At 74.0% G+C, this 20,806-nt stretch carries 21 protein-coding genes and 1 tRNA gene; 15 read left to right on the top strand and 7 right to left on the bottom strand.

Annotated elements, in window-relative coordinates; all coding sequences use genetic code 11:
- Positions 1-39 precede the first annotated feature (39 nt).
- The 6 genes from glp to EV189_RS14220 all read left to right on the top strand — a co-directional run bounded on the left by glp (position 40) and on the right by EV189_RS14220 (position 4,177).
- On the top strand, positions 40-1,275 hold the full coding sequence (glp, locus tag EV189_RS14245) for a molybdotransferase-like divisome protein Glp (RefSeq protein WP_130493576.1): 1,236 nt from the start codon (positions 40-42) through the stop codon (positions 1,273-1,275).
- A gap of 41 nt (positions 1,276-1,316) precedes the next feature.
- Positions 1,317-1,745 carry a cyclic pyranopterin monophosphate synthase MoaC gene (gene moaC, locus EV189_RS14240; protein WP_407938146.1) on the top strand — a complete coding sequence of 143 codons (429 nt, stop codon included), beginning with the start codon at positions 1,317-1,319 and terminating at the stop codon, positions 1,743-1,745.
- Positions 1,742-2,248, top strand: a complete 507-nt coding sequence (locus EV189_RS14235; protein ID WP_231116393.1) for a MogA/MoaB family molybdenum cofactor biosynthesis protein — start codon at positions 1,742-1,744, stop codon at positions 2,246-2,248. Before moaC ends, EV189_RS14235 begins: the two co-directional genes overlap by 4 nt.
- Positions 2,245-2,853, top strand: coding sequence for a GNAT family N-acetyltransferase (locus EV189_RS14230; RefSeq protein ID WP_231116392.1), 609 nt, complete (start codon positions 2,245-2,247; stop codon positions 2,851-2,853). Before EV189_RS14235 ends, EV189_RS14230 begins: the two co-directional genes overlap by 4 nt.
- A 64-nt stretch (positions 2,854-2,917) precedes the next feature.
- On the top strand, positions 2,918-3,970 hold the full coding sequence (locus EV189_RS14225) for a gephyrin-like molybdotransferase receptor GlpR (RefSeq protein WP_130493573.1): 1,053 nt from the start codon (positions 2,918-2,920) through the stop codon (positions 3,968-3,970).
- A gap of 133 nt (positions 3,971-4,103) precedes the next feature.
- Positions 4,104-4,177 (top strand) — tRNA-Ala (locus EV189_RS14220).
- 53 nt (positions 4,178-4,230) lie between these two features.
- On the opposite strand, the gene EV189_RS14215 is transcribed toward EV189_RS14220, so the two are convergent.
- Entirely contained in the window at positions 4,231-4,896 is a 666-nt protein-coding gene (locus EV189_RS14215; protein ID WP_130493572.1) for a response regulator, read from the bottom strand.
- A complete protein-coding gene (locus EV189_RS14210) occupies positions 4,893-6,083 on the bottom strand; it encodes a sensor histidine kinase (protein ID WP_165400311.1) in 1,191 nt (396 codons plus the stop codon). Before EV189_RS14210 ends, EV189_RS14215 begins: the two co-directional genes overlap by 4 nt.
- A gap of 188 nt (positions 6,084-6,271) precedes the next feature.
- Between EV189_RS14210 and EV189_RS14205 the strand changes: the two genes are divergently transcribed.
- From EV189_RS14205 to EV189_RS14185, 5 genes are all read left to right on the top strand, one after another.
- Positions 6,272-6,799: a hypothetical protein gene (locus EV189_RS14205; RefSeq protein ID WP_130493570.1), complete on the top strand. Its 528-nt coding sequence runs from the start codon at positions 6,272-6,274 to the stop codon at positions 6,797-6,799.
- A 175-nt stretch (positions 6,800-6,974) separates the two neighbouring features.
- A complete protein-coding gene (locus EV189_RS14200; protein ID WP_231116391.1) occupies positions 6,975-8,741 on the top strand; it encodes a purine-cytosine permease family protein in 1,767 nt (588 codons plus the stop codon).
- A 4-nt stretch (positions 8,742-8,745) separates the two neighbouring features.
- Entirely contained in the window at positions 8,746-9,033 is a 288-nt protein-coding gene (locus EV189_RS20270) for an FmdB family zinc ribbon protein (RefSeq protein ID WP_165400310.1), read from the top strand.
- Between the two features lie 23 nt (positions 9,034-9,056).
- Positions 9,057-10,304 carry a formamidase gene (fmdA, locus tag EV189_RS14190; RefSeq protein WP_130493568.1) on the top strand — a complete coding sequence of 416 codons (1,248 nt, stop codon included), beginning with the start codon at positions 9,057-9,059 and terminating at the stop codon, positions 10,302-10,304.
- A gap of 53 nt (positions 10,305-10,357) precedes the next feature.
- The gene (locus EV189_RS14185; RefSeq protein WP_231116390.1) at positions 10,358-10,699 is read left to right on the top strand and encodes a DUF3817 domain-containing protein; all 342 of its coding nucleotides are present in this window, start codon (positions 10,358-10,360) and stop codon (positions 10,697-10,699) included.
- A 15-nt stretch (positions 10,700-10,714) separates the two neighbouring features.
- Here EV189_RS14185 and EV189_RS14180 read toward each other — a convergent pair whose 3' ends face one another.
- From EV189_RS14180 to EV189_RS14170, 3 genes are read right to left on the bottom strand one after another with little or no spacing between them, the layout of a single operon-like run.
- Positions 10,715-11,071, bottom strand: coding sequence for a hypothetical protein (locus tag EV189_RS14180; protein ID WP_130493567.1), 357 nt, complete (start codon positions 11,069-11,071; stop codon positions 10,715-10,717).
- Complete coding sequence (locus EV189_RS14175) at positions 11,068-11,991, bottom strand: mechanosensitive ion channel family protein (protein WP_231116389.1); 924 nt, start codon at positions 11,989-11,991, stop codon at positions 11,068-11,070. Before EV189_RS14175 ends, EV189_RS14180 begins: the two co-directional genes overlap by 4 nt.
- A gap of 6 nt (positions 11,992-11,997) precedes the next feature.
- Complete coding sequence (locus EV189_RS14170) at positions 11,998-13,638, bottom strand: dolichyl-phosphate-mannose--protein mannosyltransferase (protein ID WP_165400309.1); 1,641 nt, start codon at positions 13,636-13,638, stop codon at positions 11,998-12,000.
- 61 nt (positions 13,639-13,699) lie between these two features.
- Between EV189_RS14170 and speB the strand changes: the two genes are divergently transcribed.
- Positions 13,700-14,713, top strand: coding sequence for an agmatinase (gene speB / locus EV189_RS14165; RefSeq protein WP_130493565.1), 1,014 nt, complete (start codon positions 13,700-13,702; stop codon positions 14,711-14,713).
- A gap of 10 nt (positions 14,714-14,723) precedes the next feature.
- Here speB and EV189_RS14160 read toward each other — a convergent pair whose 3' ends face one another.
- Positions 14,724-15,191, bottom strand: a complete 468-nt coding sequence (locus EV189_RS14160) for an ASCH domain-containing protein (RefSeq protein ID WP_130493564.1) — start codon at positions 15,189-15,191, stop codon at positions 14,724-14,726.
- Positions 15,192-15,213: 22 nt separating this feature from the next.
- Between EV189_RS14160 and rsmI the strand changes: the two genes are divergently transcribed.
- Positions 15,214-16,065 carry a 16S rRNA (cytidine(1402)-2'-O)-methyltransferase gene (rsmI, locus tag EV189_RS14155; protein ID WP_130493563.1) on the top strand — a complete coding sequence of 284 codons (852 nt, stop codon included), beginning with the start codon at positions 15,214-15,216 and terminating at the stop codon, positions 16,063-16,065.
- 341 nt (positions 16,066-16,406) lie between these two features.
- On the top strand, positions 16,407-17,678 hold the full coding sequence (locus EV189_RS14150; RefSeq protein ID WP_165400308.1) for an HNH endonuclease signature motif containing protein: 1,272 nt from the start codon (positions 16,407-16,409) through the stop codon (positions 17,676-17,678).
- Positions 17,679-17,725: 47 nt separating this feature from the next.
- On the opposite strand, the gene EV189_RS14145 is transcribed toward EV189_RS14150, so the two are convergent.
- On the bottom strand, positions 17,726-18,730 hold the full coding sequence (locus EV189_RS14145) for a LacI family DNA-binding transcriptional regulator (protein ID WP_231116388.1): 1,005 nt from the start codon (positions 18,728-18,730) through the stop codon (positions 17,726-17,728).
- 110 nt (positions 18,731-18,840) lie between these two features.
- Here EV189_RS14145 and EV189_RS14140 point away from each other — a divergent pair, with 110 nt between their 5' ends.
- The gene (locus EV189_RS14140; RefSeq protein ID WP_130493561.1) at positions 18,841-20,772 is read left to right on the top strand and encodes a discoidin domain-containing protein; all 1,932 of its coding nucleotides are present in this window, start codon (positions 18,841-18,843) and stop codon (positions 20,770-20,772) included.
- Positions 20,773-20,806 lie beyond the last annotated feature (34 nt).

Raw genomic sequence — 20,806 nt, 5'->3', positions numbered from 1 at the left:
CCGTGCCCGCCCCTCCGGACCGCAGGAGCCCGACCGACCGTGACCTCCCCCCGCAGCGTCGACGACCACCTCGCCCGCGTGCTCGAGCGGATCCCGCTGCTGCACCCGCTGGAGGTGCAGCTGCTGGAGGCGCACGGCTGCGTGCTGGCCGAGGACGTCACCGCGCCCACCGACCTGCCGCCCTGGGACAACAGCGGCATGGACGGCTACGCGGTGGTCGCAGCCGACGTGGAGCACGCCGTCGCTGAGTCGCCGGTCGTGCTGCCCGTCGTCGGTGACGTCCCGGCGGGCAGCCAGGTCAGCCACCGGGTCCAGCCGGGCCAGGTGGTGCGGATCATGACCGGCGCCCCCATGCCCGAGGGCGCGGACGCCGTCGTCCCCGTGGAGTGGACGGACGCCGGCACGGAGAGCGTCACCGTGCGGCAGGCCGCCGCGCTCGGGCAGCACGTGCGCCGGCGGGGGGACGACGTGCGCGCGGGCGAGGTCGTCCTGCCGCAGGGCACCCGGCTCGGCCCGGCCCACGTGGGCCTGCTCGCCGCGGTGGGCCGCGCGCGGGTCCGCGTCCACCCGCGGCCGCGGGTCGTCATCATCTCGACGGGCAGCGAGCTCGTGGAGCCCGGCGCCGCGCTCGGGCACGGGCAGATCCCCGACTCCAACGGCCCCGGCCTGACCGCCGCCGCGCGCGAGGCGGGAGCGGTGGTCTACCGCGTCGGCATCGTGCCCGACGACCCCACGACGCTGTTGTCCACGATCGAGGACCAGCTGGTCCGCGCCGACCTCGTCCTGACGACCGGCGGGGTCAGCGCGGGAGCGTACGACGTGGTCAAGGAGGTGCTCAGCGGCCTCGGGACGGTGGAGTTCACCCCCGTCGCGATGCAGCCGGGCAAGCCGCAGGGCTTCGGGACCGTGGGCCCGGACGCGACGCCGATCTTCACGCTGCCCGGCAACCCGGTGAGCGCGCACGTGTCGTTCGAGGTGTTCGTCCGCCCGGCGATCCGCCGGATGCTCGGCTTCGCGCCGCTGCAGCGGCCGGTCGTGCGGGCGCGCAGCACGGCCGAGCTCTCCTCCCGGCCGGGCGTCCGGCAGTTCCTCCGGGGCGTGCTGACGACCGGTGCCGACGGCGTGGCCGAGGTGGCCCCCGCCTCCGGCCAGGGCTCGCACCTGCTCGCCGGGCTCGCCCGCGCCAACGCCCTCATCGTGCTCCGCGAGGAGGTCGAGGCGGTGGCCGCCGGCGACGAGGTCGAGGTCATGGTGCTCGAGCGGCGGGCCTCGTGAGCGAGCGGCTCACCCATGTCGACGAGCGCGGGGTCGCGCGGATGGTGGACGTCTCGGCGAAGGCCGTGACGACGCGCACGGCCGTCGCGTCGGGCCGCCTGCGCACCTCGCCCGAGGTCGTGGCGCTGCTGCGCGGCGAGGGCGTGCCGAAGGGCGACGCGCTGGCCGTGGCACGCATCGCCGCGATCGCCGGCGCGAAGCGCACCGCGGACCTGCTGCCGCTGTGCCACCCGCTGCCGCTGCACGCCGTCGACGTCGAGCTCGAGGTGGTCGACGACGGGGTCGCGATCACCGTCGAGGTGACCACCGCGGAGCGCACCGGTGTCGAGATGGAGGCGCTCACGGCAGTGGCCGTCGCCGGGCTCAACCTCATCGACATGGTCAAGGCCGTCGACAAGGCCGCGAGCATCACCGACGTCCGGGTCGAGCGGAAGTCCGGCGGCCGCTCGGGGGAGTGGGTGCGCCCGTGAGCACGCCCACCACGCCGCTCCGCGCGCTGGTCGTCGTCGCGTCGAACCGCGCCGCCGCCGGGGTCTACGCCGACCGCGGAGGGCCCGTGCTGGTCGAGGGGCTGCGCGCCCTCGGCTTCGCGGTCGACGGCCCGCAGGTGGTGCCCGACGGCGCGCCCGTCGAGGAGGCGCTGCGGGCGGCGGTGGCCGCCGCGTACTCCGTCGTGCTCACCACCGGCGGGACCGGCCTGTCGCCGACCGACCGCACGCCCGAGGCCACCCGCGCCGTCGGGGAGCGCGAGGTCCCGGGCATCGGCGAGGCGCTGCGGGCCGACGGCGTTCGCCGGGGAGTGCCCACCGCCCTGCTCTCGCGCGGGACCGCGGTCGTGGCCGGGCGCACGCTCGTCGTCAACGTCGCCGGGTCGACCGGCGCCTGCCGCGACGCCCTCGAGGTCCTCGGCCCGGTGCTGGCCCACGCCGCCGACCAGGTGCGCGGCGGTGACCACCCGCAGGCGGAGCCGTGACCGGCGCCCCGGGCTGGCCGGTGCAGCTGCAGGAGGAGCGGGTGGGGCTGCGCCCGATCCGCCGCTCCGACGCGGGGACCTGGCGCGCGCTGCGGCTGCGCAACTCGTCGTGGCTGCAGCGCTGGGAGGCCACGCCGCCGGACCCGCGATCGCCGGCGGTGTCGTTCGGGGCGACCGTGCGCTACCTGCGGACCGAGGCGCGGGCGGGCCGGGCCATGCCGTTCGTCGTGACGTGGGACGGCGTGCTCGTCGGCCAGGTGACGGTCAGCGGGATCACGCGCGGCTCGCTCTGCTCGGCGCAGATCGGCTACTGGGTCGACGAGGGCCACGCGGGGCGCGGGATCATCCCGACCGCGGTCGCCCTCGCCGTCGACCACTGCTTCGTCGCCGGCGGCATGCACCGGATCGAGATCAACATCCGCCCGGAGAACACCGCCAGCCTGCGCGTCGTCGAGAAGCTCGGCTTCACCGACGAGGGGCTGCGCCGGCGCCTGCTCCACATCGACGGCGACTGGCGCGACCACCGGTCGTTCGCGCTGCTCGCGGAGGACGTGCCGGGCGGGCTGCTGGAGCGCTGGCGGCGGGTCCGGTCCGTCGGCCGCTGAGGGACGACACGCCGGGGAGCGATCTCCCTGGTCAGCAAGGGTCCCGGGCCTAGCCTCGGAGATCGTGACCGGCCTCATCTTCGGGACCATCATCGCGGCCTGGGCCGCGGTCCTCGTACCCATGTGGCTGCGCCGCCACGACGAGCGCAACGAGGCCAGGTCGGCGGAGCGCTTCTCCACCGCGATGCGCGTCCTCTCGCGCCGCGGCAGCGCCGCCCGACCCCCCGTCCCCGGGCGGGGCCGCTCCGTCGTGATGCCGGAGCGCCAGCGCGTGGCCGACGTGCACGTGACGGGCCCGGCGCGGCCGCGCCGCTCCGTGGTGCCGCTGCGCGCGGTGCGCTCCGCGGTCGTGCGGCCCGTCCAGGCCCGGGTCGCCGCGCGGCCCGCTGCCGCCGAGCGGCCCACGGCCCGGCCGGCTCCCGCCCGCACCGCTCCTGCTCGCGGTGCTGCTGCTCCCGCTCCGCGTGCCGCCGCGCGCCCCGGGCCGAGGAGCGCCACCGCCCGCCCGGCGTCCGCGCGTCCGGGCGCCCCGCGCCCCTCCCGCCCGCGCCCCGGGCGCACCAGCCTGGTCGTCCGCCGCCGGCGCACGCTGCTCGGGCTGGCGGCGCTCGTCGCGCTGACCGGGCTGCTCGGGCTCGCCGGCGTGCTGCCGCTGTGGCCGGCGGTCCTCGCGGTGCTGCTGCTCGCCGCGTACGTCGTGCACCTGCGGGCGCAGGCCCGCGTCACTGCCCAGGCCGCCCGCCGGCGCAGCGCGACCGCCCAGCGCACCGCCGCCCGCCAGGTCCGCCTCGGCACGGCCGAGCGCCTGCGCCGCGCCGCCCGCCGCCACCTCGCCTCCCCGGGCGCCGAGGAGGCCCCGCTGGAGGACCTGCTCGCCGAGGACGGGGGCTGGGACCCGCGCGAGGTGCCGCTGCCGACGTACGTGACGAAGCCCGCGGCGCCGCGGCTGCCTGACACGGCGGTGTCGGCGTTCTGGGGCGACGCGGAGCGCGACGACCTCGAGGTGGCGGCGCCGGCAGCACCGCGTACGCCGCCGCCCGTGGTCGACGAGGCCGACGAGGCGCTGGACGACGAGCTCGGCGCGATCCTCGAGCGCCGCCGCGTGGTCGGCGAGTAGCGCTCCCCGGGTGTGAACGGGGGCACCCAGTGGCGCTCCGGCGCCCACTGGGTGCCCCCGTTCGCTCGGCAGGGGGCGGGAGAGCGCCCGTGCGCAGGCCGTCCCCCCCGTCGGCTATGATGTCCGACGTCTCGGGGCTGTAGCGCAGTCCGGTAGCGCACCTCGTTCGCATCGAGGGGGTCAGGGGTTCGAATCCCCTCAGCTCCACCCCAGACACCCGCAGGGCCCGGTCCACGACCGGGCCCTGCGGCGTCCCTCCCTCAGTCCGCGCCGGTGCCCGCCGTGACCAGCCCCGCCTCGTACGCCGCGATGACGGCCTGGGCGCGGTCGCGGAGCTCGAGCTTGGCGAAGATTCGGCTGATGTGCGTCTTCACCGTCGCCTCGCTGACGTGCTCCGCCGTGGCGATCTCGGCGTTCGAGAGCCCCCGGGCGACGAGCACGAGCACCTCGCGCTCGCGCGGCGTGAGGACCTGGAGGGTGCGCGCGGCGCCGGGCCCGCGGGGAGCCGTGCGGACGAAGTGGGCGATGAGCCGGCGCGTCACCGAGGGGGCGAGCAGCTCGTCGCCGGCGGCCACGGTGCGGACCGCGGCCGCGAGGTCGGCGGCCCGGACGTCCTTGAGCAGGAAGCCGCTCGCGCCCGCGGCCAGCGCGTCGTAGACGAGGTCGTCGAGGTCGAAGGTCGTCAGCGCGAGCACCCGCGCCGGCGACGCGAGCTGCTGCAGCCGCCGGGTCGCCGCGATGCCGTCGAGGCGCGGCATGCGGATGTCCATGACGACGACGTCGGGGCGCGTCTCGAGGACCGTCGCGACGGCCGCCTCGCCGTCCCCAGCCGTGCCGACGACCTCGAGGTCCGGCTCGGCGTCGAGCAGGGCGCGCAGCCCGTCACGGACGAGGTCCTGGTCGTCGACGACGACGAGGCGGATCACGGGGCCAGCTGCGGCACGGCGGCAGCGGTGTCCGGGCCGTCGACGACGGCGGTCGGGATGACGGCGCGCACCCGGAACCCCGTCTGCGTCGGGCCCGCCTCCAGCGTCCCGTCGACGAGGGCGAGCCGCTCGCGCATGCCGATGAGGCCACGGCCCGTCCCCGGCGAGCCGGCGCGGCCTCCTCCCGCGTCGGCGACCTCGACGACGAGGCCGCCGGCCTCCTGGCGGACCGAGGCGACCGCCCGCGCTCCCGGGGCGTGCTTCAGGCAGTTGGTGAGCGCCTCCTGCACCACCCGGTACGCCGTCAGCTCCACCGTCGCCGGGAGCGCCGGCAGGTCGTCCGCGCGCTCCAGCTCCACCTGCAGCCCGGAGGCGCGCAGCGTCTCGACGAGGGCGTCCAGCGCCGCGAGCGACGGGGTCGGCGAGGTGGTGCTCGTCGCGTCCCCCGCGAGCAGCGTCAGCAGCCGGCGGAGCTCGACGAGCGCGTCCCGCGCGGTCCGCTCGACCGCGAGCAGCGCCTGGTCGGTGACCTCGGGCCGTGCCGGCAGCGCCTGGCGCCCGACCTGCGCCTGGATCACGACGACCGAGACCGCGTGGGCGACGATGTCGTGCAGCTCGCGGGCGATCGCCGCGCGCTCGGCGGCGGTAGCGGCGGCGATCTGCTCCTCGCGCTCGCGCTGCAGGCGGTCGACGTGCCGCTCGAGCCGGCCGATGGAGCCGTGCCGGGCGCGCATCGCCAGTCCGGTCACCCAGGCGACGGCGAACAGCCCGAGCCCGAACACCACGTCGCCGGTGCCGTGGACGTGGGGGTCGCGCAGCAGGTGCACCACGGCCGTCGCCCCCGCGAGGGCGCCGACGAGGCCCGGGCGCCGGCCGTACGCCGTGCCCGAGTAGACCGTGAGCAGCACGGCCACGAAGACCGTCCCGGCCTCCGCGCCACCCCAGACGAGCGACGCGCCGCCGAGCAGGCCGAGCACGGTGGCGCTCGACGCCACGGGCCAGCGGCGGCGGACGAGCAGCGCCAGGCAGAGCAGCGCGACGAGCACCGCCGCGGCAGGGCGCGGGCCGGGGAGCACGGGGGCGCCGTCGTACTCCGCGCGCCCGAACACCTCCACCTGCCCGGTGACGCAGAGGACCGCGGCGATGGCGCCGTCGATGAGGAGCCGGGGTGGGCGTCGCGCGAGCACGTCGTCACGGTAGGGCGCGCCCGCCCCACGCGCGTCGGACTCCGGGGGCATCCGTGGCCCGACGTCCACCCGTAGGGGGACGCCGAGGATCCCGCCGTACGCCGACGCGCGGTGCGGTCCCCGGCGGCGAGAGTCGGGTCCGCACCGACCGGCGGCAGACCGCCGCCCACCGACCCCAGGAGCCCGCCGTGCCGATCCGTCCCCTCCCCCTGCTCGCCGCCGCCGGCTGGACCGCGGAGGCGCTGCTCGTGCTGCGCTACCCGCAAGGCGACTCCGGTTGGGGCGCCCCTGGCCGGCTCGTCGAGCTGGCGTTCGTCGTCGCGCTCGTCGGGAGCGCGACCTGCCTGCCGGACGTGCGGGACCGGTTGCGGGTGCGCGCTGCGGGCCGGGCCGCGACGGTCGTCGCCCTCGTCGGACTCGCCGCGCTCGTGGTCGCGTCGGTCGTGAGCCTCGTCGCGGGGGGCAACACCCTCGGCCTCGTCTTCGTCGTCGGTCTCGGGCTGGTGCTGCTCTCCCTGCTGGTGCTGGCGCTCGACGGCCTCACCGCGCCCGGCCCGCGCTGGCCTGCACCGCTTCCGCTGCTCGGCCTGGTCGTCGCGATCGGGCTGGGGGACCACGGCGGCGGCCTCCTCCTCGGGATCCTCTTCCTCGGCTGGGCCGTCCGGGCCGTCCGCAGCCGCACGAGGGCGACGTCCCCCGTCACCGTCGCGGGCTGAGCACCCGTCGCGAGGTGGGGCGTGAACGATGCGTGTGCGCTTCGCGTTCCCGCGCCGGAACACAGGAAGCGCTTCGATTCCTATTCGGTTACGCAGCCGACATGCTCCACCTCGTTCTGCGACATACGCCGCTGCCACGGTGCGGGGGTCCATCTCCCCGCGCCAAGGAGCGCTCGTGAGCATCGATTCCCAGAAGGGTGCCGGGCTCCCCGCCCAGGGCACACCACCCGTCGTCCCGCCCTCGGCCCCGCACTCCGCGGTCGAGAAGCAGGTGGCACGCAGCTACAACAGCGCTGTCGCCAACGAGACCCTCGAGGACTACTCGCTGCGCTACGCGCCGAAGTCCTTCCGCCGCTGGTCCGAGTACACCGTGGCGACCACGGCGCTCGGCGGCATCGCGTACCTCGCCGACTTCGCCATCGGTGCGTCGATCGCGATCTCCCACGGCTTCGAGAATGCGCTCGCCTCGGTGCTCGTGGCAGCCCTGGTCATCTTCCTCACGGGCATCCCGATCTCGTACTACTCGGCCCGCTACAACATCGACATGGACCTGCTCACGCGTGCCGCGGGCTTCGGCTACCTCGGCTCGACGCTGACCTCCATCGTCTACGCGAGCTTCACGTTCATCTTCTTCGCGCTCGAGGGCTCGATCATGGCCCAGGCGTTCCACCTGGGCTTCGGGCTGCCGCTCTGGATCGGGTACGCGGTGGCGTCGCTCATCGTCATCCCCATCGTCATCTTCGGCATGACGGCGATGGCGAAGCTGCAGGTGTGGACGCAACCGGTCTGGCTGACGCTGATGTTCGCGCCGTTCGTCTTCGTCGCCATCAAGGACCCGCACTCGTACGCCGCGTTCACGCACTGGAGCGGCGGGACGGACGTGAAGGGGGGCTCGACGTTCAGCGCGGTCGGGTTCGGGGCCGGCATGGGTGTCGCACTCTCGCTGATCGCCCAGATCGGCGAACAGGTGGACTACCTGCGCTTCATGCCCGACAAGACCGCGGCGAACGCGAAGAAGTGGTGGACCGCCGTGCTGGCGGCGGGTCCGGGCTGGGTCGTCCTGGGCGCGTTCAAGCAGATCGGCGGAGCGTTCCTCGCCTTCCTCATCGTGGCCTCGGCCGGGACGGTCGTGGCCGACGAGCCCATCGAGCAGTTCCGCCACGGTCTCGGCGTCTACATCACCGCAGGCACGCTCGGGGTGGCGGTCTTCTTCGTGGTGCTGTCGCAGATCAAGATCAACGTGGTCAACGCGTACTCGGGATCGCTGTCCTGGTCGAACTTCTTCTCGCGGCTGCTGCACTACCACCCCGGCCGCGTCGTGTGGATCTTCTTCAACATCGGCATCGCGCTGACGCTGATGGAGGCCAATGTCTTCAGCTTCCTCAACACCGTTCTGGGGTTCTACTCCAACGTCGCGATCGCGTGGATCGGCGCCATCGTCGCCGACCTCGTCATCAACAAGCCGCTGGGGCTCAGCCCGAGCATCGTGGAGTTCAAGCGGGCGCACCTCTACAACTTCAACCCCGTGGGCTTCGTCTCGATGCTCATCGGGTCGGCGGTCTCGATCGTCGCCTTCGAGTGGGGCTTCGGACACGGCACGTTCGGGACCTACGCGCAGGCGTTCTCCCCGTTCATCGCCCTGGCGCTGGCCTTCGTGCTCTCGCCGGTCTTCGCGGTGCTGACCAAGGGCAAGTACTACATCGCCCGCGAGGACACCCTTCCCGAGCCGCTCACGGTCGACGGGCAGCTCTCCGGGGTGAGCATGGAGTGCGGTGTCTGCACCGACCACTTCGAGCGGCCGGACATGGCGTACTGCCCCTTCCACAGTAGCGCGATCTGCTCGCTGTGCTGCAGCCTGGACAAGGCCTGCCACGACATGTGCAAGAAGGGCGGCGCGAGCAGCGGTCCTGTCGACCTCACGCTCACCCGCGCCTCGAGCTGATCCTGTGCCCACCTACGCCTACTCGTGCTCCTCGTGCGGGCTCTTCGACGTCGTCCGCCCAATGAGCGGCGTCGCGGCCGAGGAGCGCTGCCCAGGCTGCACGAGCCTGGCAGCACGGGTGTTCTCCGTGCCGGCCCTGCGGCGCACGTCCGCAGGGCTGGCCCGCGCCCTCACCACGGCGGAGTCCTCCGCGGACGCACCCGCGGTGGCGCGGCGCGCACCCCGCCCCGAGTCCGCGAGCCCGACACCCGTACGCGCCGCACCGGGCAAGCCCGCCCTCCCTCGTCCCTGACGTCCCCACGGCAAGGAGCCTCGATGCCAGAAGTGATCTTCTCCGTCGACCCGCAGAAGTCCATGCGCGACCAGGAGGTGCCGGGCCACAACCGCTGGCACCCCGACATCCCCGCGGTCGCGACCGTGAAGCCCGGGACGTCGTTCCGGCTGGAGTGCAGGGAGTGGACCGACGGGCAGATCGGCAACAACGACTCGGCGGACGACGTCCGCGACGTCGACCTCACCGTCGCCCACATGCTCAGCGGGCCGATCTCCATCGAGGGCGCCGAGCCCGGCGACCTGCTCGTCGTCGACATCCTCGACCTCGGCCCGATCCCGCAGCAGGAGGGGGACGTCTGCGGGCAGGGCTGGGGCTACACCGGCATCTTCGCCAAGACCAACGCCGGCGGCTTCCTCACGGACTACTACCCGGACGCGGCGAAGGCGATCTGGGACTTCTCCGGGCAGGTGGCGACCTCACGCCACCTCCCGGGTGTCTCCTACACGGGCATCACCCACCCGGGGCTCTTCGGCACGGCGCCCTCGGCCGAGCTGCTGGCGCGGTGGAACGCGCGCGAGCAGGCGCTTATCGACACCAACCCGACGCGCGTGCCGGACCTCGCGCTGCCCCCGCTCGAGGCCGGCGCGCTGGCGGGGACGGCGTCGGGTGCTCTCTCGGCGCAGATCGCGCGGGAGGGGGCGCGTACCGTGCCCGCGCGGGAGAACGGCGGCAACCACGACATCAAGAACTTCACCCGTGGCAGCAGGGTGTTCTACCCGGTCCACGTGGAGGGAGGGAAGCTGTCGGGCGGGGACCTGCACTTCTCGCAGGGCGACGGCGAGATCACCTTCTGCGGGGCCATCGAGATGGGGGGCTTCATCGACCTCCACGTCGACCTCATCAAGGGCGGCATGGAGACCTACGGCGTCACCACCAACCCCATCTTCATGCCGGGGCGGGTGGAGCCGCGCTACTCGGAGTTCCTCACCTTCATCGGCATCTCGGTCGACCACGAGACCGACACCAACGCGTACCTCGATGCGACGCTGGCCTACAAGCGGGCCTGCCTCAACGCCGTGGAGTACCTCAAGAAGTTCGGCTACAGCGGCGAGCAGGCCTACCTCCTGCTCGGCAGCGCGCCGATCGAGGGGCGCATCAGCGGCGTGGTCGACATCCCGAACGCGTGCTGCTCGCTCTACCTGCCGACGGAGATCTTCGACTTCGACATCAAGCCCTCCGCCGCTGGGCCGGTGCTGGCCGACCGGGGGGCGTGCGCCCTCACCAGCTGAGGGTGTGATCCTCGTCGCGACGGGGCCGGAGGCGGAACGCCACCGGCCCCGTCGTGCGTTCCGGCGTCGTGACCGTCACCAGCTCCGCTCCCGCCGGCCTCCTGCGCACGCCGCAGGGCCGTTTCGTCGTCGTCGCCGTGGCCGAGGCCGTCTCCTGGGTGGGGCTGCTCATCGGCATGCTGTTCAAGTACGCGCTGGCGCACGACGCGATCGGTGTGCACGTCTTCGGCCCGATCCACGGCGTCGTGTTCGTCGCGTACGTCGTGCTGGCGGTCCTCGCCGCGCGGGCGCAGCGCTGGGACGCGCGGACGACCGTCCTCGCGCTGCTCGCCAGCATCCCGCCGCTGTTCACGCTCGTCTTCGAGCGCTGGGCGGCGCGGACGGGCCGGCTGTAGGGCGTCAGCCGGGCATCAGCCAGGAGTCGAGTCCGGCTGCGGGACCGGCGGCGGCACGCTCGCCCGCGGGCTCGCCGTGCCCGCGCTCGCGCTCGGGGAGGGCGTCGGCGTGGGTGAGGGGCTGGCCACGGTCGGCGTCGGCGTGGGGGTCGCTTCCCGGGTGGGGCTGGGCGTCGGGGTCGCGGCCGCCGTCGGGGTCGGGGTGGGCTTCGGCGTGCGCTCCGCGCGCGGCGTCGCTCGGGGGGCCGGGGTGTCGTCCTGGGTGCCGCTCGCGGGCGTCGCCGGCTTGACGAGCAGGTAGACGACGAGCACGGCCACGAAGGCGGCCAGCAGGAACCAGGTCGAGCGGCGGACGGGCGGCAGCTGCCTCACGGCGCCTCCTCCGGCTGGGCGGGCGCGGCGGCGGCCGTCGCGGGGTCGCTGGGCTCGGCGGCCACCGTGATCGTGCCCGAGGCGAGGATCCCCTCCCGCAGGAAGGCGTCGGCGACCCGGCCGCGCAGAGCCCGCGCGACGTCGAACTGCTTGCCGGGCAGGGTGCGCGCGACGACGCGGATCGAGAACGTGTCGACGTCGATGGTCTCGACGCCCATCACCGAGGGCGCGTCGAGCAGCAGCGGCTGCAGCTCAGGGTCGTCGAAGGCGTCCTGGCAGGTCTGGCGCAGGATCCTGCTCGCCTGCTCGACGGTCACGTGCGCCGGCACCGGCACGTCGACCACGGCACGGGCCCAGCCGCGCGAGAGGTTCGTGACCTGGACGATCTGGCCGTTGGGCGTGGTGATGACCTCGCCGTCGATGGACCGCACGCTCGTGACCCGCAGGGTCACGTCCTCCACCGTGCCGACCGCGGGCGCAGGGGTGCCGATGACCGCCATGCGGATGACGTCGCCGTAGCCGTACTGGCGCTCGGTGATGATGAAGAACCCGGCGAGCAGGTCCTGGACGATGCGCTGCGCGCCGAAGCCGAGCGCGACGCCGGCGACGGTCGCCGGCGCGACGAGGCCGGTCAGCGGGATCCCGAAGTCGCGGGCCACGAGCACGGCGGTGACGCACCAGATGACGACGATCGTCGCCCAGGTCAGCACCTGCGCGACCGCGTGCCGGTGCTTGGCGGCCTCCGAGCGGACGAGCGCGTCCTCCTCCTGGGCGCGCGCGTCGATGCGGGAGGTCAGCAGCTCGCCGACCCACCCGATGGTGCGCGTCACGAGGATCGCGCCCAGCACGAGCAGGACGATCTCGAGGCCCGAGCCGCGGAGCCAGTGGCCGAGGTGGGAGAGGTTGTCGGTCAGCGTCACGGCGTCCTAGATCCAGCTCTTGAACCACATGCGGGCGTACCAGTCCTGGTAGGGGATGTGCTGCGCGGTGAGGATCGGCCACAGGTAGGCGAAGTCGGCCGCCACCAGCAGGAGGTACGCACCGGCGACGGCCGCCCCCCAGGTGCGTCTCGTGCCGGAGGCGTCGGGCGGGCCGAGCACGAGCCCGACGCAGTACGCCACGGCGAGCGCCGCGAAGGGCGCGAAGACCACGGCGTAGAAGGAGAAGATCGTGCGCTCCTGGTAGTTGAACCAGGGGAGGTAGCCGGCCAGCAGCGGGACGAGGATGGCCGCGGCCCGCCAGTCGAGGCGGCCGAGCGCGCGGTAGCCGAGGACGACCAGCGCGGGGATGACGGCCCACCACAGGGCCGGAGTGCCCAGGGCGGTGATGGCGGCCGCGCACTTGTCGGCGCCGCAGTCGGTGGGGGCTGCGGTGCCCGTCGGGAACCAGAAGGCGACGGGACGGCCGAGCAGCAGCCAGGACCAGGGGTTCGACTGGTAGAGGTGCGGGGTGTGGAGGTGGACGTTGAAGTCCCACATCTGGTGGTGGTAGTACCACAGCTCCTTGAGCGCCTCGAAGGGCAGCAGCGGGTAGCGGTCCTTGTTGCCCGGGCCCCAGTTGTCGGTGCAGGCGACGCCGCCGCCCGCGTGGTAGACCGCGGGCTGCGTGGCGTTGGCCCAGTCGCGGAAGCAGGCGTGGGCGTCGTCGGAGAGGAACCAGCCCGTCCACGAGGCGAGGTAGACGGCGAGCGGCACGAGCAGCAGGTAGACCGCGATGAGCGGCACATCGCGGACGAGCGTGCTGAGCCACGGGGAGTCGGCACCCGCGACCCGGCGCGCGCCGATGGTCCAGGCGAGCGCGAGCAGCCCGAACGCGACGATGAAGAAGACGCCGTTCCACTTGGTGCCGCACGCGAGGCCGGAGAAGAGGCCCGCGGCGAGCAGCCACGGGCGCAGCCCGAGCCCGGCCCGCCCGTCCCCGCCCTCGTCCAGCCGCCGGGCCAGCCTCCGCCGGGTCCAGTCGCGGTCGACGACGACGCAGCCGAAGGCGCAGAGCACCCAGAAGGTCAGCACCGGGTCGAGCAGCGCGGTGCGGCTCTCGACGAGGTGCAGCCCGTCGAGGCAGAGCAGCAGCCCCGCGACGCAGCCGAGCAGGGTCGAGCGGAACAGCCGCCGCCCGATGCGGGCCAGCAGCACGATGCCGAGGGTGCCGAGCAGGGCGACGGAGAGCCGCCAGCCGAACCCGTCCACGCCGGGGTGGTAGCCGCCGACCTTCTCGCCGAGGGCGATGACCCACTTGCCGATCGGGGGGTGGACGACGAAGTTCGGCGCCGGGTCGGAGACGGGGCCGTCGTAGGGGACGGCGTACTCGACGTGGTTGTGCAGGTAGGACTGGGCCTCCTGCGCGTAGTACTTCTCGTCGAAGATCCAGCCCGTGCCCGGGTCGCCGAGGTGGTAGAACCGCAGGAGCCCGCCGAGGAGCCCCACCAGCAGCGGGCCGACCCAGCCGAGCAGGCGGTCGGAGGGCATGGCGGTCACCAGCCGCTCGCGCGCGGCGGCCGAGAAGCCCCGGGAGCGGGGACCGCGGTCCGCGCGCACATGCGCGGCAGGGATCAGGGTCGTCGCCACGCCCGCCATCGTAGGGTCGCTGTCCGGCGCCGGTCCGCTGTGCGGTCGTAGGGTCGCGGCCATGGCGCGCTACGGGACGCAGTACGGCCCCGACATCACCTTCCTCGGCGTGGAGCGCTGCGACTGGGCGGACCCGTCGACCTACGCCGGTGCCGACGTCGTCGTGCTCGGCGCGCCCTTCGACGGCGGCACCTCGCACCGCCCCGGCACCCGCTTCGGGCCGAGCGCGGTGCGCCAGGCCTGCTACCTGCCGCACGACGGCTCGCGCCCGTCGGTCGCGCTGCGCGTCGACGCGCTCCGCGACCTGCTCGTCTACGACGCGGGCGACGTCGAGATGTTCTCCGGCGACGCGGTGCGGTCCGTCCGCGACCTCGAGGAGGCGGTCGCGGCGGTCGCCGCGACGGGCGCGGTGCCTGTCGTGCTCGGCGGCGACCACACGATCGCCTGGCCCGACGCCGCCGGGGTCGCGCGGCACGTCGGTCAGGGCCGGGTCTCGATGGTCCACTTCGACGCGCACGCCGACACCGGCGACGTGGAGTTCGGCTCGCTCGTCGGGCACGGGCAGCCGATGCGCCGGCTCATCGAGAGCGGCGCGGTGCGGGGCGACCGGTTCCTCCAGGTCGGGCTGCGCGGCTACTGGCCGGGCCCGCAGACGCTGGCGTGGATGGCCGAGCAGGGCATGCGGTCGTACGAGATGACCGAGATCACGGCCCGCGGCCTCGACGAGTGCCTCACCGAGGCCTCCGCCATCGCGACCGACGACTGCGACGGGGTGTTCCTCTCGGTCGACATCGACGTCTGCGACCCGGGGCACGCGCCGGGCACGGGGACTCCGGAGCCCGGCGGGCTGACCGCGCGCCAGCTGCTCGACAGCGTGCGGCGGCTGGCGTACGAGCTGCCGGTCGTCGGCGTCGACGTGGTGGAGGTGTCGCCGCCGTACGACACGGCGGAGGTCACGGCGTACCTCGCCAACCGGGTCGTGCTCGAGGCGCTGTCGGGCATGGCCCGGCGGCGGCGCGACGCGCAGGACGGGACGACGTGGGACCCGCGCCAGCCGCTGCTCGAGGGCCGCTGACCGCCGTCGGCTACGCGGTCCAGACCAGCTCGAAGCGCTCGAAGAGCACCTCGTCGCTCGCCGGGTCGAAGGGCACGCCCTCGCGCTCGCCCTGGCGGAGGAAGTAGCGCAGGTGGCCCTCGAGCCAGGACGCGCGGGTCCGGTCGCCCTCGCCCTCGTCCCAGGCGAAGGCGTCGTCCACGCTGTCGAGCAGGCCGGTGCGGACCTCGGTCGTGCGGAGGACGGCCCGTGGTGTCCCCGCGCCGTCGCAGACGAGCCAGGGCCAGCCGGGGCGCGGGCGCCGCTCGGGGGTGGAGTCGCGGACGAGGCCCGCGGTCGCGCGCTTGGTGCCGTCGAGCACGAGGGCCAGCAGCTCGTCGGCCATCGCGGCGCTGTCGCCGAACTGCACGACGTCGGTGGGCTCCGGCTCGGGGTCGCCGCTGGCGGCGCGGTAGGCGCTCCACGCCCGCGCCACGGCCTGGTCGTCGATGGGCTCCATGCGATCACCGTAGGCTCTCGGGGTGACCGGCCTGCTCGTCCTCGCGGGAACCCCGATCGGCGACCCCGCGGACGCGTCGCCGAGGCTGGCCGAGGAGCTGCGGACGGCCGACGTCGTCGCGGCCGAGGACACGCGGCGGCTGCGGCGGTTGTGCGCCGCGCTGGAGGTGCCGCCGCCCGCGCGGGTGGTGAGCTACTTCGAGGGCAACGAGGTCGCGCGTACCCGTGAGCTGGTCGAGGCGCTCGAGGGCGGGGCCCGCGTCCTGCTCGTCACCGACGCGGGCATGCCCAGCGTCTCGGACCCCGGCTACCGCATCGTCGCGGCCGCGGTGGCGGCGGGGATCCGCGTCACCGCGGTCCCCGGCCCGTCGGCGGTGCTCACCGCGCTCGCCCTGTCGGGCCTGCCGTCGGACCGGTTCTGCTTCGAGGGGTTCCTGCCCCGCAAGCCGGGGGAGCGGGCGCGCCGGCTCGTCGAGATGCAGGAGGAACCGCGCACGACGATCTGGTTCGAGGCGCCGCACCGGCTCGCGGCCTCGCTCTCGGACATGGCGGCCGTGCTCGGCGGCGAGCGGCAGGCCGCGGTGTGCCGCGAGCTGACCAAGACCTACGAGGAGGTGCGCCGCGGCCCGCTCCGCGAGCTCTCCCGATGGGCGGAGGAGGGCGGCGTCCGCGGCGAGATCACGATCGTGGTCGCGGGGTGGGTGCCGGCGCGCACCGGTGACGAGGTGGGCGACGACGAGCTCGCCGCCCGCGTCGCCGAGCTCGAGGCCGAGGGCCAGGACCGCAAGGCGGCGATGGGCGTGGTGGCGCGGGAGATGGGCGTGCCGAAGCGCAGGGTGTACGCCGCTGTGCTCGCCGCGCGGGCGGAGGAGTAGCCCGGGTCGCTCGCGGGTCGCGTGTCGGGGGTCGGGGGCCGCTCGTGGGCTCGGCCGAGCCCGAACTGCCTGCCGCTGTTGGGAAGTTGATCAGGTTGCCCGATCGAGTTGGCGCCTGACCGTACGAAGTGGTCAACGCAGGGGTGGAATTCTTTGCTGGCGGCAGCCAGTTCGTATTGTCGCCCCACCCGCCCCTCCCCGTGATCATGCAGATCTTGCCGGTGGCCCTAGTTGATCGGGGTCCCCGATCAAGTGGGGTAACGGCGCGTAGCCGAGGAGTGGCTGTGCAGCAGCCGTTTCTGCTGACCGGTTCTGTCAGTGGTGGCTTGTACGTTGACGGCATGACCTCGAGCAGCCAGCCTTCGCGCGACCCCCGTTCGGGGTCGGCGCGTGGCGTCGCGCTGCTCGAGAAGCAGGCCGCGGCCGCACGCCTGCACGCGGAGTTCCTGGCGGAGCTGGCGGCGTTCGACGCCGCGGGCGAGTTCGTGCTCGACAACCAGGTGACGGCGCAGGCGTGGCTGCGGCACCACGCCCGCATGGACTCCCTCGACGCCCGGCGAGCGGTCACCGCTGCTCGGGCGTTGCGCGACCTCCCCCACATGACCGCCGCGCTAGCAGAGGGCGTCATAAGCGCGAGGCACGTCGACGAGCTCGCGGCTGGGCACAAGCGGCTCGGCCCGCAGGTCATGCTCGAGGCCGAGGAGACCCTGCTGCCGCTGGCGAAGGTTGCTGCACCAGCGGACGTCCGGGCCGCGGTCATGCGTCTCGAGGAGGCCGTCGGCGCGGACGAGTCGCGGGAGGAGAAGGCCCAGCGGATCCACGAGAGCCGCTACCTCCTGCTCTCTCCCGGCTTCGACGAGACGGTCGAGATCACCGGCCGACTCCCGAAGGCGGAGGGACTGCTGCTGCAGAAGGCGATCCGCGCCGGATCCCAGCCCAACCCGGAGCCGGGCGAGCAGGTCGACCCGCGCACTGCCGCTCAGCGGCAGGCCGACGCGCTCGTCGAGATCGCCCAGACGTTCCTCGCCACCGAGCCGGGCGTGACGAGCTCGAGGCTCGACACGACCCTCGTCGTCGACCTGCCCACCCTGCGCGACGAGCTGCAGCCGGGTGATGGCAGGACCGGCATCAGCGCGATCCTCGGCACCGCGTTCACCGCCGAGGAGCTGGAGTACCTCACCTGCACGGCGAACGTCGCCGTGCTGCTCACCACGACCCTCAGCCCCCACGCGGACCGTCCGGCGCACGACATGCCGGTCACGGTGGCTCCGGGAGTGCCCCTCGCCCTGGGCCGCGAGACCCGCCTCGCCACCAAGGCCCAGCTCAAAGCCCTCTGGGTACGCGACGGCGGCTGCATCGCCCCCGGCTGCCGCAACAGACGCGTCCAAGCCCACCACATCCGCCACTGGTCCGACGGTGGCCCCACCGACCTCACCAACATGTGCCTGCTCTGCAGCAGGCACCACCACCTGCTCCACCAGGGCGGCTGGCAGCTCGAACCGGACCCCGGCCGACCAGGACTGCTCCGCTGGCGACCACCCGACGGCAGCCCACCCGTCCCCGCGACGCACGCCACCGACCGCAACCCCGGCACCAGCAGGGGGTTGTGGTGAGGAGCCCTGCGCTCGAGGAGGTCCTGGTGCGCTTCCCGGTGCCCGGTCTACACCGGCGCGCGGCCGGTCGACCCGCGGACGACCAGTGTCGTCGCGAGCTCGACGTGCAGCGCCTCAAGCGAGTGGCCGGAGACCATGCGGACCACCTGGGCCACCGCCATCCGTCCCATCTCCTGCAGCGGCTGGCGCACCGTGGTGAGCTCGGGCGTGGTCGCCCGTGCGAGGTCGATGTCGTCGAAGCCGCAGACGGACAGGTCCTCCGGGACCCGCAGACCGCGGGCCCGTGCGACGCGCAGCGCCCCGACCGCCACCTTGTCGTTGAAGCAGACGAGCGCCGTCGGCGGCACCGCGAGGTCGAGCAGCGACGCGGCCGCCTGCTCGCCGTCCTCCACTGTGGCCTCGGAGTGGCGCAGCAGCGCCTCGTCCAGCAGCAGGCCGGCCTCGCCGAGCGCCGCCCGGTGTCCCGCCAGCCGGGCATCGCTCGCGGCCCACGTCGGCGGCCCCGCGACGAGGCCGATGCGCCGGTGGCCGAGCTCGAGCAGGTGGGCGGTCAGCGACCGGGCGCCGGGGAAGTGCGCGGCGGAGATGGCGGGGACGCGGGGCGGCAGCGGCGTACGCGGGTCGACCACGACGAGAGGGGTGCCCGTCGCGCCGAGGGCGGCCAGGGCGGCGCCCTCCTCGAGCGGGAGGATCGTGATGATGCCGGCGACGTCTCCCGGCCCGAGCACGCGGGGGAGCAGCGAGCGGCGCTGCGCCGCCTCGCCGGCCTCGAGCACCATCGGCAGGTCGTGCAGCTCGAGCGTCTCGGCGATGCTCGAGACGACGAGCCCGAAGTAGTCCGTGAGGACGTACGGGCAGCGGACGAAGACGGCTCGCGGCCTGGCGGTCGACGCGCCGCTGAGCCGGCCGAGCGCGTCGCGCACCCGGGCGGCGGTGTGCTCGGCGACGCCGTCGGAGCCGCGCAGCACGCGCGAGACCGTGGCGATCGACACCCCGGACTCCGCGGCGATCTCGCGCACGGACGCCGGTACGCCGGCGGCGCGTCGGGCCACGGCCCCCTCCTCCCGCGCACCGGCGTTGACAGGAGCGGACGCGCCTGCTTGATTGACGAGCGCACTGTAACAGTGTGTTCCAATTCGTTACAAGGCTCGAGGGAGAGCTCATGAGAAGGACGACCTGGGTGGGCGCGGCCGCCGTGTCCTCGGTCGCGGCCCTCTGCGCCGCGGGGGTGCAGCCCGCGCAGGCGAGCGACCAGAGCGACGTCCCGCAGGCTCGGGTGTGGGTCACGACGCCGGACCGCAGCGAGCTGATGGCGGAGCAGGCGCCGGTGGCGTTCCACCAGGGCCGCAGCGACCGCGTGACCATCGCGGTCGACCCGAGCCGGTCGTACCAGACGGTCGACGGCTTCGGTGCGGCGCTGACCGACTCCTCGGCCGCGGTGCTGTCCTCGCTGCCGCAGGACCTGCGCGACAGCACGATGCGCCAGCTGTTCGACCCGACCACGGGCATCGGCATCAGCTTCCTGCGCCAGCCGGTCGGGTCCAGCGACTTCACGGCGTCCCCGACGCACTACACCTACGACGACGTGCCGGCTGGGCAGACCGACTTCCCGCTGGCGCACTTCTCCGTCGCGCACGACGAGGCGCAGATCCTCCCGCTGCTGCGCCAGGCCAAGCAGCTCGACCCGCGACTGACCGTCATGGCGACGCCGTGGAGCCCGCCGGCGTGGATGAAGACCAGCGACTCCCTCGTCGGCGGCAAGCTCAAGGACGACCCGGCGGTCTACGACGCCTACGCGCGCTACCTGGTGAAGTTCGTCCAGGCGTACGCCGCGGCCGGCGTCCCGGTCGACTACCTCTCGGTGCAGAACGAGCCGCAGAACCGCGCGCCCAAGGCGTACCCCGGCACCGACATCGACCCGGCGCAGGAGATCAAGGTCATCGACGCGCTCGGCCCGATGCTCCAGCAGGCCAGCCCGGGCACGAAGATCCTGGCCTACGACCACAACTGGACCACCCACCCCGACGACGTGAAGACCACGCCGCCCGGGGAGGACCCGGCGACCGACTACCCGTACGAGGTCCTCTCGAGCGACGCGGCGAAGTGGGTCGCCGGCACGGCGTACCACTGCTACTCCGGGGACCCCAGCGCGCAGACGGCGCTCCACGACGCGTACCCCGGCAAGGGGATCTGGTTCACCGAGTGCTCCGGGTCGCACAGTGCCGGCGACACCCCCGCGCAGATCTTCCGCGGCACGCTCACCTGGCACGCGCGGAACATCACCATCGGCACGACCCGCAACTGGGCGAAGTCCGTGGTGACGTGGAACATCGCCCTCAACAGCGACAGCACGCCGCACAACGGCGGGTGCGACACCTGCGACGCGCTGGTCGAGAAGCAGCCCGACGGCAGCGTGCAGACGCAGGCGGAGTTCTACACGATCGGCCACCTGTCGAAGTTCGTGAAGCCGGGTGCGGTGCGGATCGCCAGCTCGTCGTTCGGGACCACCGGCTGGAACGGCCAGCTCATGGACGTCGCCTTCCGCAACCCCGACGGCTCGACCGCCCTCGTGGTGCACAACGAGAACGACGACCCGCGCGACTTCACCGTGTCGGTCGGCGCCCAGTCGTTCGACTACACGCTGCCCGGCGGTGCGCTCGCGACGTTCGTGTGGCCGAGCAGCCAGGTGCTGCGCGACGCCAAGCCGCGGCTCGTCGACACCTCGGCGGCGACCGCGACCGCGAACCCGACCGGCGAGGGCCCGCAGAACGCCGTCGACGGCGACGCCTCCACCCGCTGGTCGAGCGGCACGGGACAGGCGCCCGGCCAGTACCTCCAGATCGACCTGCACTCCAAGAAGCACTTCTCGCAGGTCGCGATCGACAGCGGCGGCAACCTCGGCGACTACGCCCGCGGCTGGAGCCTCGCGGTGAGCGACGACGGGACGACCTGGACGACGCTCGCGAGCGGGGTCGGTACGGGCCAGCTGACGACCGTCGACGTGCCGCGGACGAAGGCCCGCTACGTGCGGATCGGCTCGACCGGTTCGAGCGGCAGCTGGTGGAGCATCGCCGACGTGCGGTTCTACGACTAGGGCCCGTCGCTCCACGAGCGGGACCGCCAGCGGA

This window comes from Motilibacter rhizosphaerae (assembly GCF_004216915.1).
GTDB classification, from domain to species: domain Bacteria; phylum Actinomycetota; class Actinomycetes; order Motilibacterales; family Motilibacteraceae; genus Motilibacter; species Motilibacter rhizosphaerae.
This window is presented reverse-complemented; position numbering and strand designations above follow the sequence as displayed.